Origin of the sequence: Streptomyces tendae, from assembly GCF_008632955.1 — a bacterium.
Lineage (GTDB): Bacteria > Actinomycetota > Actinomycetes > Streptomycetales > Streptomycetaceae > Streptomyces.
Window position 1 is genome coordinate 751871 of sequence record NZ_CP043959.1, and the last position, 18340, is coordinate 770210.

10 protein-coding genes are annotated in these 18340 nt (G+C 73.6%); 9 read left to right on the forward strand and 1 reads right to left on the reverse strand.

What is annotated here, in order from left to right; translation table 11 throughout:
• Window positions 1-101 precede the first annotated feature (101 nt).
• On the forward strand, window positions 102-1607 hold the full coding sequence (gene guaB, locus F3L20_RS03695; protein WP_145829979.1) for an IMP dehydrogenase: 1506 nt from the start codon (window positions 102-104) through the stop codon (window positions 1605-1607).
• 126 nt (window positions 1608-1733) lie between these two features.
• Window positions 1734-2858: a GuaB3 family IMP dehydrogenase-related protein gene (locus F3L20_RS03700; RefSeq protein ID WP_150152153.1), complete on the forward strand. Its 1125-nt coding sequence runs from the start codon at window positions 1734-1736 to the stop codon at window positions 2856-2858.
• 284 nt (window positions 2859-3142) lie between these two features.
• On the opposite strand, the gene F3L20_RS03705 is transcribed toward F3L20_RS03700, so the two are convergent.
• Window positions 3143-4348, reverse strand: coding sequence for a nucleotide sugar dehydrogenase (locus F3L20_RS03705; protein WP_150152155.1), 1206 nt, complete (start codon window positions 4346-4348; stop codon window positions 3143-3145).
• Between the two features lie 272 nt (window positions 4349-4620).
• On the opposite strand from F3L20_RS03705, the gene F3L20_RS03710 reads away from it, so the two are divergent.
• From F3L20_RS03710 to F3L20_RS03740, 7 genes are all read left to right on the forward strand, one after another.
• The gene (locus F3L20_RS03710) at window positions 4621-6327 is read left to right on the forward strand and encodes a glycerol-3-phosphate dehydrogenase/oxidase (RefSeq protein WP_150152157.1); all 1707 of its coding nucleotides are present in this window, start codon (window positions 4621-4623) and stop codon (window positions 6325-6327) included.
• 385 nt (window positions 6328-6712) lie between these two features.
• Complete coding sequence (locus F3L20_RS03715) at window positions 6713-8722, forward strand: serine/threonine-protein kinase (RefSeq protein ID WP_150157206.1); 2010 nt, start codon at window positions 6713-6715, stop codon at window positions 8720-8722.
• Between the two features lie 153 nt (window positions 8723-8875).
• Window positions 8876-11332: a protein kinase domain-containing protein gene (locus tag F3L20_RS03720; protein WP_150152159.1), complete on the forward strand. Its 2457-nt coding sequence runs from the start codon at window positions 8876-8878 to the stop codon at window positions 11330-11332.
• Window positions 11333-11530: 198 nt separating this feature from the next.
• A complete protein-coding gene (locus F3L20_RS03725) occupies window positions 11531-13192 on the forward strand; it encodes a serine/threonine-protein kinase (RefSeq protein ID WP_150152161.1) in 1662 nt (553 codons plus the stop codon).
• Between the two features lie 82 nt (window positions 13193-13274).
• Window positions 13275-14582 carry a serine/threonine-protein kinase gene (locus F3L20_RS03730; protein ID WP_150152163.1) on the forward strand — a complete coding sequence of 436 codons (1308 nt, stop codon included), beginning with the start codon at window positions 13275-13277 and terminating at the stop codon, window positions 14580-14582.
• Window positions 14583-14682: 100 nt separating this feature from the next.
• The gene (locus tag F3L20_RS03735) at window positions 14683-16482 is read left to right on the forward strand and encodes a serine/threonine-protein kinase (RefSeq protein WP_150152165.1); all 1800 of its coding nucleotides are present in this window, start codon (window positions 14683-14685) and stop codon (window positions 16480-16482) included.
• A 223-nt stretch (window positions 16483-16705) separates the two neighbouring features.
• Window positions 16706-18319, forward strand: a complete 1614-nt coding sequence (locus F3L20_RS03740) for a succinic semialdehyde dehydrogenase (RefSeq protein WP_150152167.1) — start codon at window positions 16706-16708, stop codon at window positions 18317-18319.
• Window positions 18320-18340: the final 21 nt, after the last annotated feature.

The window sequence follows — 18340 nt, forward strand, 5'->3', positions numbered from 1 at the left end:
ACATACGAAGCCGGGAGTCGTGCGGAACCGTGGAATGAGACACCCACGCTTCCCGTTAGCATGGACATCCGCACCGATCAAGGCCATTTGGGGAAGGTGTCATGACTGCCAACGTCGACGGAGTGCCCGGAAAATTCGCGACACTCGGGCTGACCTACGACGACGTGCTGCTGCTGCCGGGCCCGTCGGACATGGCACCCGACGAGATCGACACCGCCTCGTACGTCTCGAAGAACGTGCGGGTCAACATCCCGCTGCTGTCCGCCGCCATGGACAAGGTGACCGAGTCCCGCATGGCGATCGCGATGGCCCGCCAGGGCGGTGTCGGTGTGCTGCACCGCAACCTGTCCATCGAGGACCAGGCCAACCAGGTCGACCTGGTGAAGCGGTCCGAGTCCGGCATGGTCACCGATCCCATCACCATCCACCCGGACGCCACGCTCGCCGAGGCCGACGCCCTGTGCGCCAAGTTCCGGATCAGCGGTGTCCCGGTGACCGACGGCAACAAGAAGCTGCTCGGCATCGTCACCAACCGTGACATGGCCTTCGAGACCGACCGCTCCCGTCAGGTGCGCGAGGTCATGACGCCGATGCCGCTGGTCACCGGCAAGGTCGGCATCTCCGGTCCGGAGGCCATGGAGCTGCTGCGCCGGCACAAGATCGAGAAGCTCCCGCTGGTCGACGACCACGGCGTGCTCAAGGGCCTGATCACGGTCAAGGACTTCGTCAAGGCCGAGAAGTACCCCAACGCGGCCAAGGACGGCGAGGGCCGCCTGCTGGTCGGCGCGGCCGTCGGTGTCGCCGGTGACGCCTTCGAGCGCGCCCAGGCGCTGATCGAGGCGGGCGTCGACTTCATCGTCGTCGACACCGCGCACGGCCACTCGCGGCTCGTCGGTGACATGGTCGCCAAGATCAAGTCGAACTCCTCCGGCGTCGACGTGATCGGCGGCAACATCGCCACCCGTGACGGCGCCAAGGCGCTGGTGGACGCGGGCTGCGACGGCATCAAGGTCGGTGTCGGCCCCGGCTCCATCTGCACCACCCGCGTCGTCGCCGGCGTCGGCGTCCCGCAGGTCACCGCGATCTACGAGGCCGCGCTGGCCGCCAAGGAGGCCGGCGTCCCGGTCATCGGCGACGGCGGTCTGCAGTACTCCGGCGACATCGCCAAGGCGCTCGTCGCCGGCGCCGACACGGTGATGCTCGGCTCGCTGCTCGCGGGCTGCGAGGAGTCCCCGGGCGAGCTGATGTTCATCAACGGCAAGCAGTTCAAGTCGTACCGCGGCATGGGCTCGCTCGGTGCCATGCAGACGCGCGGCGACCGCAAGTCGTTCTCCAAGGACCGCTACTTCCAGGAGGGCGTCGCCTCCGACGAGCAGCTGGTGCCCGAGGGCATCGAGGGCCAGGTGCCCTACCGCGGTCCGCTGTCGTCCGTCGTCCACCAGCTGGTCGGCGGCCTGCGCCAGTCGATGTTCTACGTCGGCGGCAGGACCGTGCCTGAGCTCCAGGACAACGGCCGCTTCGTCCGGATCACCTCCGCGGGCCTCAAGGAGAGCCACCCGCACGACATCCAGATGACGGTCGAGGCACCGAACTACAGCCGTCAGTAGCGGCGGGCTTCCCGAGGGCGGCTCCGGGCCACCGGGGCCGCCCTCGCGTGACGTCCGGGGCGGTGGGCGCCGTGGCCGTCGGGGATACTGGAAGGCGCTGCAACGCATCAGGGAAAGGCCACAGACGTGACTGAGATCGAGATCGGGCGCGGCAAGCGCGGCCGCCGGGCGTACGCCTTCGACGACATCGCCGTCGTCCCCAGCCGCCGTACGCGGGACCCGAAGGAGGTCTCGATCGCCTGGCAGATCGACGCCTACCGCTTCGAGTTGCCGTTCCTGGCCGCTCCCATGGACTCGGTCGTCTCGCCGGCCACCGCGATCCGCATCGGCGAGCTCGGCGGCCTCGGCGTGCTGAACCTCGAGGGCCTGTGGACCCGGCACGAGGACCCGCAGCCGCTGCTGGACGAGGTCGTCGGCCTGCCCGACGACGCGGCCACCCGCCGCCTCCAGGAGATCTACGCCGCTCCCATCAAGGAGGAGCTGATCGGGCAGCGCCTCAAGGAGGTGCGCGACTCGGGCGTGGTCACCGCCGCCGCGCTCTCCCCGCAGCGCACCGTCCAGTTCTCCAAGGCCGTCGTCGACGCGGGCGTGGACATCTTCGTCATCCGCGGCACCACGGTCTCCGCGGAGCACGTCTCCGGCTCGCACGAGCCGCTCAACCTGAAGCAGTTCATCTACGAGCTCGACGTCCCGGTGATCGTCGGCGGCTGCGCCACCTACACGGCCGCGCTGCACCTGATGCGCACCGGTGCGGCGGGCGTCCTCGTCGGCTTCGGCGGCGGCGCCGCGCACACCACGCGCAACGTGCTGGGCATCCAGGTCCCGATGGCCACCGCCGTCGCCGACGTGGCCGCGGCCCGCCGCGACTACATGGACGAGTCCGGCGGCCGGTACGTGCACGTCATCGCGGACGGCGGCGTCGGCTGGTCCGGCGACCTGCCCAAGGCGATCGCCTGCGGCGCGGACTCCGTGATGATGGGCTCCCCGCTGGCCCGCGCGACGGACGCGCCGGGCCGGGGCCACCACTGGGGCATGGAGGCCGTCAACGAGGAGCTGCCGCGCGGCAAGAAGGTCGACCTCGGCACGGTCGGCACGCTGGAGGAGATCCTCACCGGGCCGTCCCACACCCCCGACGGCTCGATGAACCTGTTCGGCGCCCTGCGCCGCGCCATGGCCACCACGGGCTACAGCGAGCTGAAGGAGTTCCAGCGCGTCGAGGTGACGGTGGCGGACTCCCAGCACCGCCGGTAGTCGCCGGGCGGACTTTCCCACGGCACGCGAAAGGGGCCGGTCACCTGAACGGGTGACCGGCCCCTCTGCGTGCCCAGGAGGTCGCGAGGAGCGCCCGTGGCGTTGCGGGGGCGCGCGGTGGCGCCGGCGCCTGTTCACGACGATGTGCCCGGTGGAGGCCGCTGGTGTCCTGGACGGCGCCCCTGGGGCGCCACCACCGGCCTACCCGCTGGCATCGGCTCCGTCTGTCGACGGTGAAGTGCCGGAGGAGGTGGATCTTGGATCTCGGATGTTCGGACCCTCTCTCACAACCGCTGCGCCGCCCCCGTCGGGGTCGCGCCCCGGGTGTCCAGGAGGAGCTGGGCCTTCACCGAGAGGCCCTGGAGGTCGTAGGTGCGGTGCTGCTGGAGCAGGATCGTGAGGTCGGCGTCGGCTGCCGCCTCGTAGAGGGAGTCCGCGCGGGGGACGGGGCGGTCCACGTTCCAGGACGGCACGTGCGGGTCGTGGTAGCTGATGGAGGCGCCCAGCTCCATCAGGCGGACCGCGATCTCCTGTGCCGGGCTGCCCTGGAGGTCGGCGAGGTCGGCCTTGTAGGTGACCCCGAGGAGCAGCACGCGCGCGCCGCGGGCGGACTTGCCGTGCTCGTTGAGCAGCGCGGCGGCGCGCTGCACGACGTACCGGGGCATGCGGCCGTTGACCTCCTGCGCCAGCTCCGCCATCCGCAGGGTGCGGCCGGCGTGCGCGGTGAGGTCCTGGGGGACGGTGTGACCGCCGACGCCGGGGCCGGGGCGGAACGCGAGGTAGCCGAAGGGCTTGGTCTCCGCGCAGCGCAGCACGTCCCACAGGTCGATGCCGAGGTCGTGGCAGAGGGCCGCCATCTCGTTCACCAGCGCGATGTTGACGTGCCGGAAGTTGGTCTCCAGCAGCTGCACCGTCTCCGCCTCGCGCGGGCCGCGGGCGCGGACCACCTTGTCGGTGATCCGGCCGTAGAAGGCCGCCGCCGACTCGGTGCAGGCGGGGGTGAGGCCGCCGATGACCTTCGGGGTGTTGGCGGGGGTGAAGTCGCGGTTGCCCGGGTCCACCCGACTGGGGGAGTGGGCGAGGTGGAAGTCGCGTCCCGCGCGCAGGCCCGAGCCGGACTCCAGCAGGCGCAGCAGCGGTCCCTCCGTCGTTCCGGGCGGCACGGGGGACTCCAGGACCACGGTGGTGTGCGGGCGCAGTTGCGCGGCGAGGGTGCGGGCGGCCGTCTCGACCTGGGAGAGGTCGAGCCCGCCGTCCGCGGCGGGCGGGGTGGGCGCGCAGATCACGGCGGTGCGCACCCGGCCGAGCTCGGCCGCGCTGGTGGTGACCCGGAAGCCCTGTGCGAGCATGCGGCGCTGCTCGGCGGGGCTGAGGGAGCCGGGCTCGGGGCCGGTGCGGAACCCGACGGTGGGGATGCCGGCGGCGACGGCGGCCTGCGCCAGAGGCAGTCCGTAGGGGCCGAGTCCGATGACGGCGAGATCTGCGGGCATGGCGTAGGCCGTCCTTCCCGATAGCCGGAGTGCGACAGGTGCGCAAGCGCCGTGGACTGGACAGGCGAGCGCAATGTCAGACTAGGAGTAAATATGACCGATATGTGGGATTGATCGGCTCGTTTTCGGTGATTCGTCCCGCAGGGTTGTCCACAGGCCGTGGCGGCGTGTGGCTGAAGTCGGGCAAGCCGGTCAGAATTTGGGCATGAGGGTGTGGGACCGGGCTTCGCCCCACGGGTGCGGCCGATGCGACCGATGAGCGGGAGGCAGCGGTGAGGACAGCGACACTGGGTCCGGCGCAGCGCGCCGAATCACTGGCGTCCATGGCGGAGCGCGAGCTGGACGTGCTGGTGGTGGGCGGCGGAGTGGTCGGTGCGGGCACGGCGCTCGACGCGGTGACGCGCGGCCTGTCCACCGGACTGGTCGAGGCCCGTGACTGGGCGGCGGGCACGTCCAGTCGGTCCAGCAAGCTGATCCACGGCGGCCTGCGCTATCTGGAGATGCTCGACTTCGCCCTGGTCCGTGAGGCTTTGAAGGAGCGCGGCCTGCTGCTGGAGAAGCTCGCCCCGCACCTCGTGCGGCCGGTGCCGTTCCTCTACCCGCTCCAGCACAAGGGCTGGGAGCGGCTCTACGCCGGTGCGGGCGTCGCGCTCTACGACACCATGGCGATGACCCACAGCCACGGCCGGGGCCTGCCCGTGCACCGCCACCTGAGCCGTCGTCACGCCCTGCGTGTCGCTCCCTGCTTGAAGAAGGACGCGCTGGTCGGCGCCCTGCAGTACTACGACGCCCAGATGGACGACGCCCGCTTCGTGCTGAACCTCGTGCGCACCGCCGCGGCCTACGGCGCGAAGACCGCCAACGGGGCCCGGGTGACGGCGTTCCTGCGCGAGGGCGAGCGGGTCGTCGGCGCCCGGGTGCAGGACGTGGAGGGCGGCGGCGAGTACGAGATCCGCGCCAAGCAGGTGGTCAACGCCACCGGGGTGTGGACCGACGACACCCAGGCCATGGTCGGCGAGCGCGGCCAGTTCCACGTACGGGCCTCCAAGGGGGTCCACCTGGTGGTGCCCAAGGACCGCATCCACTCCACCACCGGGCTCATCCTGCGCACCGAGAAGTCCGTGTTGTTCGTCATCCCCTGGGGCCGGCACTGGATCGTCGGCACCACGGACACCGACTGGGACCTCGACAAGGCCCACCCGGCCGCCTCCAGCGCCGACATCGACTACGTCCTGGAGCACGTGAACTCGGTTCTCGCGGTGCCCCTCACGCGCGACGACGTCGAAGGGGTCTACGCGGGGCTGCGGCCGCTGCTCGCGGGCGAGTCGGACGCCACGAGCAAGCTGTCCCGCGAGCACACCGTCGCCCACCCCGTGCCCGGCCTGGTCGTGGTGGCGGGCGGCAAGTACACGACGTACCGGGTGATGGCCAAGGACGCGGTGGACGCCGCGGTGCACGGGCTCGACCTGCGCGTGGCGGACTGCGTCACCGAGGACACGCCGCTGGTGGGCGCCGAGGGCTACCACGCGCTGTGGAACTCCCGTGCCCGCACGGCGGCCCGCACCGGCCTGCACCCGGTCCGGGTGGAGCATCTGCTCCAGCGGTACGGGTCGCTCGCCGAGGAAGTGCTGGACCTCGTCGCCGCCGACCCCTCCCTGGGCGAGCCGCTGCGGGCCGCCGACGACTACCTGCGGGCCGAGGTCGTCTACGCCGCCTCGCACGAGGGCGCGCGGCACCTGGAGGACGTCCTGACCCGGCGCACCCGCATATCCATCGAGACCTTCGACCGGGGCACGCGCAGCGCGCGCGAGGCCGCCGAACTGATGGCGCCGGTGCTGGGCTGGGACAGCGGCCAGATCGACCGCGAGGTGCGGCACTACGAGAAGCGGGTGGAGGCCGAGCGGGAGTCACAGCGGCAGCCCGACGACCTGACGGCGGACGCGGCCCGCCTGGGGGCGCCCGACATCGTGCCGCTGTAAGAGCCGGGATTTCGCGGTTCTTCGTCGCGTTCTTCGTCGCAGCGGTGGTCGTCGCGGGCGTGACGGGGGCACAAGTCGGCCACGGCTCGGACCTCTTCGGGACCCGCGTCGGACGTCGGGCCGGGACGGACACGAGGCCGGAGCAGGGGTGACGGCCGGCCGGGCGGCCTCGCCGGGTGACGCAGGGCGGCCCATCTGTGTCCAAAACCGCATGGTTCAGGGTCCCTCTTTGTCGGGACCCGTCCGGCAGGGTGGGGAACACTTCGTTCCCCCGGTCCCTCCGCCCGCCGTGTCCGGTGTGCGGACAGGGGCACCCTGGGCGTCGAGCACTTGTCGGGTGAGGGACAATGAAGGCTCTGTCAGGGCGGGTTGCATGAGGGGACGCATGTCGGAGGCGGAGCGGGCGGGGACATCCCGTCAGGACAAGAGCGCACGTCTCCTCGCCGGGCGGTACCGGCTGGGAGACGTGCTCGGCCGCGGCGGCATGGGGACGGTGTGGCGGGCCGAGGACGAAACCCTGGGCCGCACGGTCGCCGTCAAGGAGCTCCGCTTCCCGGGGAACATCGACGACGAGGAGAAGCGGCGGCTGATCACCCGGACGCTGCGCGAGGCCAAGGCGATCGCGCGGATCCGGAACACCAGCGCCGTGACCGTCTTCGACGTGGTCCAGGAGGACGACCGGCCCTGGATCGTCATGGAGCTCGTCGAGGGCAAGTCGCTCGCCGAGGTCATCCGGGAGGACGGCCTGCTGGAGCCGCGCCGCGCGGCCGAGGTCGGACTCGCCGTGCTCGACGTGCTGCGGTCGGCGCACCGCGAGGGCATCCTGCACCGTGACGTGAAGCCGTCGAACGTGCTGATCGCGGAGGACGGCCGGGTCGTGCTCACCGACTTCGGCATCGCCCAGGTCGAGGGCGACCCCTCCATCACCTCGACGGGCATGCTCGTCGGCGCCCCCTCCTACATCTCCCCGGAGCGGGCCCGCGGTCACAAGCCCGGACCGGCCGCCGACCTGTGGTCCCTCGGCGGACTGCTCTACGCGGCGGTCGAGGGCTCCCCGCCGTACGACAAGGGCTCCGCGATCGCGACGCTCACGGCGGTGATGACCGAGCCGCTCGAGGAGCCGAAGAACGCCGGACCGCTCAGGGACGTCATCCACGGCCTGCTGAACAAGGATCCCGCCCAGCGCCTCGACGACCGGGCCGCGCGGGCCATGCTGAGCGCCGTCATCGCGGCACCCGACACCAAGGGCTCCGACGGGCAGCCGTCGGACGCCACCCGTGTGGTGCCGCTGCCCGAGCAGCCCGACGAGCGCGATGCCGGCCCCAAGCGGGGCGAGGAGGCCGCGGAGAAGCTGCGCGGCGCCCTGCGCTCCGTGCGCAAGGCCGCCGTGGGGGCCGGCGCGGCGGGCGCCGCCCGCACCAAGTCCGGCGGCAGCACGGCCGCTTCGGCGCCCGACGCGGCGACCCGCGCGTCCGGCGCCGGTGCTGCCGCCCCCGCGCCGTCCACCGCCACCGGTCCCGCCGCGGACGCCGTACCCCAGACGGGTGCCCACCGCAACGCCGACTCCGGCGGCCGCAGTTCGGGCTGGCCCGTGATGACCCCGCCGGACCTGCCCGCCCGGCCCGCGCCACGCGCCCCGATCACCGACGTGGTGCCGCGCCGCACTCTGGTCGTCATCGCGTTGGTCGTGGTCCTCGCCGTGATCGGCACCGTGCTCGCCCTGACGCTCGGCGGCGGCGACGAGGACGGCAAGGGCGCCCAGGGCGGCACCGGCGACCGCACCACCGCCGGAAGCACCCCGAGCGCCGACACCAGGAACGACGACAAGGACGGCACCGGCACCGACGGTTCGGCCACCGCGTCGTCCGGCACGGGAGCGACCGGGGGAGCCACCCCGGACAGCACCGGGACGGGCCCGGGCGCGGGCGCCGGCGGCTCGGCCGACGGCGGCGCGACGAAGCCCGAGCCGTACACGACGTACAAGGGGAAGCAGGGCTACTCGATCGGCCTGCCCGCGGGCTGGAAGTACAAGTCGTCGGACGGGGCCGGGGACCGCTTCACAGGGCCGGACGGACAGAAGCTGCTCATCGGCTGGACCACCACGCCCAAGGACGACCCGGTCGCCGACTGGAAGAACCAGGAGGGCGCCATGGTGCGTCCTCAGTACAAGCGCATACGGATCGTGGCGGTGGAGTACCGCGGCTGGAAGACGGCCGACTGGGAGTTCACCTACGTCGACGGCGGGACCACGTTCCGCTCCGTCGACCGGGGCACCGTCGTCAACGACGGCCTGGGGTACGGGCTGATGTACACGGCCAGGGCCGACGCGTGGGACGGCGAGCAGCGCCGGAACACCTGGCGGACGCTGACGGAGACGTTCCGGCCGAAGTCCTGAGCGTGACCGGCCCGCGGATCGGGGAACCAGATGTGGCATCCCCTCTCTGCGGGTTGCCTCCGGCACGTATCGTGAGTGGTTGCGGACCGTACGGAACCGGAACGGCCCGTCCGGAGAGCGGAACTGACCGACCGTAGTGCCGGGGGAGGCATCGTGGACGACTATGCGGGACGGGTTCTCGCCGACCGCTACCGCCTGCCCCTGCCCCCCTCCGACGAGTACGAACTGACCGAGACCCGGGCCTTCGACACCTACAGCGGTTCCGAGGTCCTGGTGCGGCAGGTGCCGTTGCCGGAGGTCGTCGAGGCCGAGGTGCTGGACGCCGAAGGGCTGCCCGACGGTTTCACCGCCCGGGACGGGAGCGCGCGCCGCGGCGGATCCGCGCCCGGCGGCGCCCGGGGGGCCGCGCGGCGGCCCGCCGACCCGGTGGTGCGGCGCGCCGTTGAGGCCGCGCAGGCCGCGGCCGCCCTGCCCGACCATCCCCGACTCGACCAGGTCTTCGACGTGTTCGCGGAGGGCGGTTCGCTGTGGATCGTCAGCGAGTACGTCGCCGCGCGCCCGCTGGCCGCGCTGCTCGCCGAGAAGCCGCTGTCGCCGTACCGGGCCGCCGAGGTCGCCTCCGACGTGCTCACGGCCCTCAGGGTGCTGCACACGCACGGCTGGGTGCACCGCAACATCACCGCGCGCACGGTGCTGGTCTGCGACGACGGCCGGGTGATGCTCACCGGGCTGGCTGTCGGCGCCGCCGAGGAGGCGCTGTGCGGCTACGACCCGGTGCCGCCGCCCGACGACGAGCCGGAGCCGAGCACCGCGCTCGAGGCGCTGGGCCCGGCGGGCGGCCCCGGGACGGACGGCGGACGCGGACCGGCCTGGCCGCCCGGGTTCACCGCCGACCCCGATCCGGACGCGGCGCGCCGTGCGGCCATCGAGGCCCGGGCCGGCCGGCTGCCGGACGGCGGCCGGTCCGGCGCACCGGGCGACCTGTCGCCCGTGGTCGCGCCCCGCGCCCTCGACAGCGCGGGCGACGTCCGGGCGGCACGTGCCGGGGCCATCGCCGCCTACCGGGCGGGCGCCCGCGCCGCGGCCCGGATCCAGGAGGCCCAGCAGGGCACCCGCGCCGCCCTGCCCGGCGCCCGGCCCGCCCCCGACGAGGGCACCGGGCAGACGCCGCCGGGACAGATAGCCGACCCCTACGGGGTGGCCGCCTCCGGCTGGCACGGTGCCACCCCTCGCATCGGCACGGACACGGGCGCCACCCCCGCCCTCCCCGCGCCCGCCGCCCCCGCCGGGACGACCGGTGCCACCGCCGCCCCGGGTGCCCGCTGGGACGGCCCGGCGGCGCGGACCGCCCCCGCGCGCCGGGGGCCGGCCACCGCGCTGGCCGCCGAGCGCGCCCGGCAGGCCCGGATGGCCGTCGTCGGCGCCGTCACCGAGCGCTGGGCACCGGAACAGGCCGGCCCCGTGCACGAGAACTGGCAGCTCGCCGCGCCCATCGGGCCCGCCACCGACCTGTGGGCGCTGGGCGCCCTGCTGTTCCGTGCCGTGCAGGGGCACGCGCCCTACCCGGAGGAGTCGACGGCCGAGCTGGTGCAGATGGTCTGCGCCGAGCCGCCCGCCTTCGCCGAGGAGTGCGGCCCGCTGCGGCCGGTCGTGGAGTCCCTGCTGCGCCAGGACCCCACCGAGCGACCGGACTTCGAGGAGCTGCGCGGCTGGCTGCGGTCGCTGGTGCGTTCGGCGCCCGAACCGGAGGCGGGCCTGAACGTCGTCACGGCCCCGCCGGTCGACGCCCGCCGTCTGCCCGTCATACGGCGCCGGGGCGAGCTGGTGCGCAGACGGCGCGCCGGGCTCCCCGCGCAGCACGGACGCCACAAGCGGGCCGCGCCGCGCGGCGGTTCACCGCGCAGCCTCGGCCGTACCCTTCTTCTGCTGGTGCTGCTCGCGCTGGCGGCGGCGATCGCGTACGCGATGCTGTTCATGCCGAAGGCCGGCGAGAAGACCTCCGGGTCGCCGTCGTCCGACCGCACGGCTGCCGACGGCGGCACCGGCGGCGCGCCGAGCCCGTCGGGCGACGCCGGTTCGCCGAGCGCCGGGGACAGCCCGAAGAGCAGCCCGGAGGAGTCGGCGGGCACGGCGGAGACCCAGACCACCCGCCCCGAGGCCGCCGACGGCTTCACGTTGCGCAAGGACCCGGAGGGCTTCAGCGTCGCCGTCGCCGAGGGCTGGCAGCGTACCGCGAAGAACGGCAGCGGGCAGGTCGTGTACCGCAAGGGCGACTTCGAGCTCATCGTGGTGCCGGGCCGGGACAGCGCCCAGCAGTTCGGTGGCGACCCCATGGCCTACCAGCGGGACACCGAGCGTGAGCTCCAGCCGTACCGCGACTCCAGCTGGGCCACCTCCACCGGGCTGAAGACCATCGAGGTGGGCGGACGGACCATGGCCGAGGGCCAGTTCACCTGGACCGGCGACGCGGGCGAGCTGTACGTGCGCAACCTCGCCGCGCTGATCGACGGCCGCTACCACGTGGTGCAGGTGCGCGGACCGGAGAGCGAGCGGGACGAGGTGACACGGCTCTACGAACAGGCGGCCGCGACGTACCGGTTCACCGGCTGAACCGCCGGGGCCGAAGCGGAGGAGAAGGCGCAGGTAGAGAGGGAGACGGCCGGGCGGGCCGGCTCTTAGCGCGGCACCGCGGAGAGGGCACCACGAACCATCACAGTGCGGTCTCCTTGGCACCCCCTCCGTTCCCAGGAAGGGTCCCGGGTACCTACCCTGACCCTGTCAAGACCATTGCGGGGCAACGTGAATCAGATGCAGGGCTCGCTCGTCGCGGGCCGCTACCGACTCGGCGAATCCATCGGGAACGGTGGCATGGGCCGGGTGTGGCGTGCGCACGACGAGGTGCTGCACCGGTCCGTCGCCATCAAGGAACTGACCGCGGCGCTCTACGTCTCCGACAGCGAACAGGCCACCCTGCTGGCACGTACCCGCGCGGAGGCGCGCGCCGCCGCGCGGATCAACCACTCCGCCGTCGTCACCGTGCACGACGTGCTGGAGCACGACGCCCGGCCGTGGATCGTCATGGAGCTGGTCGAGGGTCACTCGCTGGCCGACGCGGTGAAGGAGTGCGAGCGCGTCGAGCCCCGCGAGGCCGCCCGCATCGGCCTGTGGGTGCTGCGCGCCCTGCGCGCCGCGCACGCCGCCGGTGTCCTGCACCGCGACGTCAAGCCCGGCAACGTGCTGCTCGGCCGGGACGGCCGGGTGCTGCTCACCGACTTCGGCATCGCGCAGATAGACGGCGACACGGCGATCACCCGCACCGGTGAGGTCGTCGGTTCCGTCGACTACCTGGCGCCCGAGCGGGTCCGCGGCCACGACCCCGGCCCCGCGTCCGACCTGTGGGCGCTCGGCGCGACGCTGTACACGGCGGTGGAGGGCCTGTCGCCGTTCCGCCGCACCTCGCCGATCACCACCATGCAGGCCGTCGTCGAGGAGGAGGCCGAGCCGCCGCAGCACGCGGGCCCGCTCGCGCCCGTCATCAGCGCACTTCTGCGGAAGGATCCGGCCACCCGTCCCGACGCGGCGCAGACCGAGCAGATGCTCGCCGAGGCCGCGGAGGGACGCAGACCGCGGGCGGCGCAGGAGTACGTGCCGACCGAGGCCGTCGACGCGCGCGTGCCGCGCCCACCCACGCCGGGGCAGCACACCGGCGCCGTGGCACCGCCGTACCCGGGCGGCGCCGGGACCCGGCAACATGCTCGGGGCGGTGGGCAGACGTCCGTGCAGGCGCCGTACGGGCCGCCGGCCGTGTCGCGCCGGCGCACGCGCGCGCGGACGGTCGCCCTGGTCGTCGCGCTGGCCGCCATCATCGGCGGGGGCACGGCGGTGGTGCTCCAGCAGCACGGGGAACGGGACCGCACCACGGCTGGCCCGACCGGGACCGCCGATGCCCGCCCGACCCCGTCGCCGGACGCGTCGGACCAGGGCGCGACCGCCGCGGGCGGCCTGCCCGAGGGCTGGGTGCGCCGGACCGACCCGTTCGGTTTCAGCGTCGTGCTGCCCGGTGAGGACTGGGAGCGGGTGGTGTTCGACGAGGAGACCCGGCAGGTCGACTACACGCCCGACGGCGGCAAGCACTTCCTGCGCATCGCCGCCGACGACGCCCCCGACTTCGACGACCCGTACGAGCACCTGGGCGACCTCGACCAGCAGGTCGGCCGGCGGCTGGTCGACTACCGGCGAGTGGACCTGCAGCGGCTCACGTACCGCGACCGTGAGGCCGCGCGCCTGGAGTACAGCTGGACCGCGCTGGCCAAGGACACCGAGTTCCCCGGTCCCTACCGGGCGATCGACCAGATGTACATCACGCGCGACGGCGTCGAGTACGCCTTCTACATGGCCGCTCCCGCCGAGGACTGGGAGACCACCCGGGAGCAGTTCGAGACCATCCTGAAGGGCTGGCGCGAGCCCTGACGCCCCCGGCGTGCGCGGACGTGCGCCCGTTGGCCGAATCGCCGTACCGGAGCGAACACATCCGGTGGGGCATGATGGGCGCATGGTGACCGAGGGGGAGCCGGACAACGGGAACGACGGGGACAACGCCCGCGTCATCGCGGGTCGTTACCGTCTTCAGGGACAGCTCGGGCGCGGCGGCATGGGCGTGGTCTGGCGGGCCACCGACCAACTGCTGGGCCGGGGTGTCGCGGTGAAGGAGCTGCCCTTCGACGAGACGCTCACCGCGGCCGACGCTCGGCGGCAGCGTGACCGCACCCTGCGGGAGGCACGCGCGCTCGCCCAGCTCAGCCACCCGAACATCATCGTCGTGCACGACGTCGTCGAGGACGACGAACGGCCGTACATCGTGCTGGAGTTGATCGATGGGCCGTCCCTCGCGGACCGTATCGCCGCCGACGGGCCGGTGGGCGCGGCGGAGGCGGCGCGGATCGGCGTCGACCTGCTGGGCGCGCTGCGTGCCGCCCACACCGCCGGTGTGCTGCACCGCGACCTCAAGCCCGCCAACGTGCTGCTGGAGAACGGCACCGACCGGGTGCTGCTCACCGACTTCGGCATCGCGCAGATGCCCGGCTCGACCACGCTCACCGAGAGCGGCATGTTCGTCGGCTCGCCCGAGTACACCGCCCCCGAGCGGATGTCGGGCGCGCGGACCGGGCCGGAGTCGGACCTGTGGTCGCTGGGAGCGCTGCTCTGTGAGGCGCTCAGCGGCGAGTCGCCGTTCCGGCGGGACTCTCTGAGCGGTGTGCTGCACGCGGTGGTGGTCGACGAGATCCGCCCGCCCGCGCAGGCCGGGCCGATCCTGCCGGTGGTCCTCGGCCTGCTGGAGCGCGACCCGGACCGCCGGCTGGACGCCGACCGGGCCGAACGGATGTTACGGGCGTTCCTGGCGACCGGCCGCACGCCCGCCACCGCCCCGCTCGACCTGCTTCCGGACCGCGACCCGCCCCGCAGGCGGCTGCCGGTGTGGCGGGAGGTGCCGGTCGCCGGCCCGCCGGGCCCGCCCGAGGGGCGTACCGTACGGCGCCAGCCCACCCGGGGCGCGCTGGTCGCGGCGCTGGTGGTGGCCGCGATGGCCGGGGCGGGGGTGTCGGCGGGGGCGCTGCTGCTGCAGGACCGCGACGGTGACGGGGGCGGCACGCCGACGACCACGGTTCCGGACACACCCGTGACCGAGCCGGCCCCCGGACCCCGGCCGCCCTCCACCACCACCCCGCAGCGGCCGGTGCCCTCGCGGACGGGGCCGACCGAGGCCGGCGCCGGCACCCCGCCCACTTCGACGGAGTCCGGCGGTTCGGCGTCACCGGGCACCTCCGGGACACCTGACGACGCCTCACCCTCCGCCGCATAGCGCCATGAAGACGGCATAAGGCCCGTCATGGGTCACGGGTCTGTGACCGGTGGCGGCCCGCTGTGGAAGCGTGACGGTCCGGCACGATATGGATGGACCCATGAGCAGTGACGGGGGAGCCCGCAACGGGGCCGAAGAGCCGACCAGTTTTGGTCTGCAACCGCCCAACCCGAAACCGCCGGCGGCCGTGCCGCACCCCGGCAATCCGTACGCGGCGCCGACCGTCGTCGTCCCGCCGCAGGGTGGCGACGAGCCGCACGCGCACGACCGGCCGCGGCATCCGGCGCGGGACGGCGTGCGGGAACCGGACGGCGGTCGGGGACAGGACGGCGGGCGCGGGCAGGATCCGCGGCAGTCCGGACCCGGCCCGGCGCGCGGGCAGGACCCCTCCGGTCCGGCGGCGGCCGATCCCGGGGCCGGGCGGCTCATCGCCGGCCGCTACCGGCTGCTCGCCAAGCTCGGGCACGGCGGCATGGGCACGGTCTGGCGCGCCAAGGACGAGACGGTGGACCGCGAGGTCGCCGTGAAGGAGCCCCGCGTCCCGGAGCACCTTCCCGAACGTGAACGGGCCAACGCCTCCGAGCGCATGCGGCGCGAGGCCCGCGCCGCCGCCCGGCTCGACCACCCCGCCGTGGTCAACGTCCACGACGTCGCGGTGGTCGACGGCCGGCCGTGGATCGTCATGGAACTCGTCCAGGGCCGCTCGCTGGGCGCGGTGCTCCAGGAGGAGGGCACCCTCTCCGTGCGGGAGGCCGCCCGGGTGGGCCTGGAGGTCCTCGGCGCGCTGGAGGCGGCGCACGCGGCGGGCATCCTGCACCGGGACGTCAAGCCGGACAACGTGCTGCTCGGCCGGTACGACCGGGTCGTCCTCACGGACTTCGGCATCGCCCAGATCGAGGGCGAGACCAACCTGACCGACACCGGCGGTTTCGTCGGCTCGCCCGAGTACATCGCCCCCGAGCGGGTGCTGGGCCAGCGGCCCGGACCCGCCTCGGACCTGTGGTCGCTCGGCGTCGTGCTGTACGCGGCGACGGAGGGCGTCTCGCCGTTCCGCCGCAGCAACACCCCCGCGACGCTGCAGTCCGTCCTCAACGCCGTGCCGGCGCCGCCCGCCTCCGCACAGGGGCCGCTCGCCGAGGTCATCACCGGGCTGCTGCAGAAGGACCCGGCGCGCCGCCCGAACGCGGCCCAGGTGCGTGCCGCGCTGGAGGCGGCCGCCAACCCGCCCGCCCCGCAGCCCACGCAGGTGGCCGCGATGCCCGTCCCGGGGCGGCAGGGCGGCATCCGGATCGGCCGCAAGACGCTGCTGGGCCTGGGCGCGGCGGTGGTCGCGGCGGCCGTCGCGGTGACCCTGGTGGTCGTGGACCCCTTCGCGGGACCGCTGCCCGACGGCTGGAAGCGGCACGACCTCGGGGACCGGGTGGGCGTCACCCTGGCGGTGCCGGAGGGCTTCGTGAAGGACGAGCCCGCCGACGACTGGGACGGCACCGTGGTCGGCTTCACCGACCCGAGCGGGACGGTGCGGATCGAGACCGACCGCGACCTGAAGGCCGACGACAAGGACAACCAGCTCCCGGCGTCCGCGTCCGAAGAGGCGTTCGCCCACTGGAACGAGCTGAAGGACGGCGAGTTCTCCTGGGGCATCGCCGACAGGCCCGCGCCGCAGGGGCGACCGCGGGAGACGACGTACGAGGACCGGGACGCGGCGACGAACACGATCGTCTTCACCACGACCACCACGCCGCCGCTGGAGCGTGAGGCCCAGGTCCTGTACTACCGGAACACGGCCGGCGACATGTACCGCCTGTGGGTCGTCCACCCGGCGAAGGGCTACTTCGCCGAGGACGGCCGCGAGATCGCCCGCACGGTCTTCGACACCTGGGACGTCCACAAGAGGTGACCCGTCCCACCTCCCACGGGAGTCGGGACCAGGTCCCGCCCCGTCCCGTGGTGGTCCGAGTCCGGCCGGGAGCGGACCGGGATCACAGGGGTCCCGGGCGGGCGTGAGGGCAACGTGCTGATCAGCGGGTGCGTTGCCAGCGTTCACTGGCGTTGTGTGAGGCCTGCGGGAATCTGTTACCGACGGGTACACAAAGTGTGCGCCCGGGCATACCCTGCGCCTCATGACGGACGCGCAGACCCGGGCAACCACCGGCACCAATCCCCTGGCCCCCGCCCCCCAGGGCGCACGCACCGCTGCCGACGTGGTCACGCCGGAGCTGATCGCCCAGCTGACCAAGGGCGTGGTGGGCTCCGGCCGCACCGCCAACCACACGCCCTTCACCGGCGAGAAGCTCGCCGACCTCCCCGAGTCGACACCCGAGGACGTGGCGAAGGCGTACGAGGCGGCCCGCGCCGCCCAGGCCGTGTGGGCGCAGATCCCCGTCCGGGACCGCGCCGCCGTGCTGCTGCGCTTCCACGACCTGGTGCTCGGCCGCCAGGCCGAGGTGCTCGACCTGATCCAGCTGGAGACCGGCAAGGCCCGCCTGCACGCCCACGAGGAGGTGCAGGCGGTCGCCGTCGCCGCCCGCCACTACGGCCGCCGGGCCGCCGCCTACCTGCGGCCCAAGCGGCACGCGGGCGCCATGCCGGTGCTGACGAGGGTCACCGAACTGCGCCACCCGCGCGGTGTGATCGGCCAGATCGCGCCCTGGAACTACCCCCTCGAACTCTCCGTCGGCGACGCGCTCCCGGCGCTCGTCGCGGGCAACGCCGTCGTGATGAAGCCCGACACGGAGACCTGCCTGACCGCACTGTGGGCCCGTGACCTGCTGATCGAGGCGGGTCTGCCCGCCGACGTGTTCCAGGTGGTCCTCGGCGAAGGCCCGGTCGTCGGCCCCGAGGTCGTCCGGCACGCCGACTACGTTTCCTTCACCGGCTCCACCCGCACCGGCCGCGAGGTCGCCCAGGGCGCCGCCGCCCGCCTGGTCGGCGTCTCCCTCGAACTCGGCGGCAAGAACGCCATGCTCGTGCTGGAGGACGCCGACCTGGACAAGGCCGCCGCCGGCGCCGTCCGGGCCTGCTTCTCCTCCGCCGGCCAGCTCTGCATCTCCATCGAGCGGCTCTACGTCCACGAGGCCGTTGCCGACGCCTTCCTGGAGCGCTTCGCCGCCCGCACCAAGGCGCTGCGCCTGGGCACCTCCCTCGCATACGGCGCCGACATGGGCTCCCTGGTCGGGCAGCGCCAGCTGGACGCGGTGACCCGGCACGTCGAGGACGCCGTCGCCAAGGGCGCCCAGGTGCTCGCCGGCGGTACCGCGCGCCCGGACATCGGCCCCTACTTCTACGAGCCGACCATCCTCGACGGCGTCGAGAGCCCGATGAGCGTGTGCACGGAGGAGACCTTCGGCCCGGTCGTCTCGGTCTACCGCTTCTGCTCCGAGGACGAGGCGGTCGAGCGCGCCAACGGCACGCCGTACGGGCTGAACTCCTCGGTGTGGACGAAGGACGCCCGGCGCGGCCGCGCGGTCGCCGCCCGTCTGCGTACCGGCACGGTGAACGTCAACGAGGGCTACGCGCCCGCGTACGGCAGTGTGCAGTCCCCGATGGGCGGCATGAAGGACTCCGGCCTCGGCCGCCGGCACGGCTCCGAGGGGATCCTCAAGTACACCGAGGCCCAGACCGTCGCCCAGCAGCGGGTGCTGCCGATGGCGCCGTCGCTCGGCATGGACGACGAGAAGTACGCGGCCTTCATGAGCCGCAGCCTGCGCCTGATGAAGGCGTTCCGTTTCCGCTAGGCCCCGGCCCTTCCGCCGGTT

Excerpts from the sequence above, each read along its gene's own strand:
- guaB (WP_145829979.1), top strand. The coding sequence starts at position 102 with ATGACTGCCAACGTCGACGGAGTGCCCGGAAAATTCGCGACACTCGGG.
- F3L20_RS03705 (WP_150152155.1), bottom strand. The coding sequence starts at position 4,348 with ATGCCCGCAGATCTCGCCGTCATCGGACTCGGCCCCTACGGACTGCCT.
- F3L20_RS03715 (WP_150157206.1), top strand. The coding sequence starts at position 6,713 with ATGTCGGAGGCGGAGCGGGCGGGGACATCCCGTCAGGACAAGAGCGCA.
- F3L20_RS03725 (WP_150152161.1), top strand. The coding sequence starts at position 11,531 with ATGCAGGGCTCGCTCGTCGCGGGCCGCTACCGACTCGGCGAATCCATC.
- F3L20_RS03730 (WP_150152163.1), top strand. The coding sequence starts at position 13,275 with ATGGTGACCGAGGGGGAGCCGGACAACGGGAACGACGGGGACAACGCC.
- F3L20_RS03735 (WP_150152165.1), top strand. The coding sequence starts at position 14,683 with ATGAGCAGTGACGGGGGAGCCCGCAACGGGGCCGAAGAGCCGACCAGT.
- F3L20_RS03740 (WP_150152167.1), top strand. The coding sequence starts at position 16,706 with ATGACGGACGCGCAGACCCGGGCAACCACCGGCACCAATCCCCTGGCC.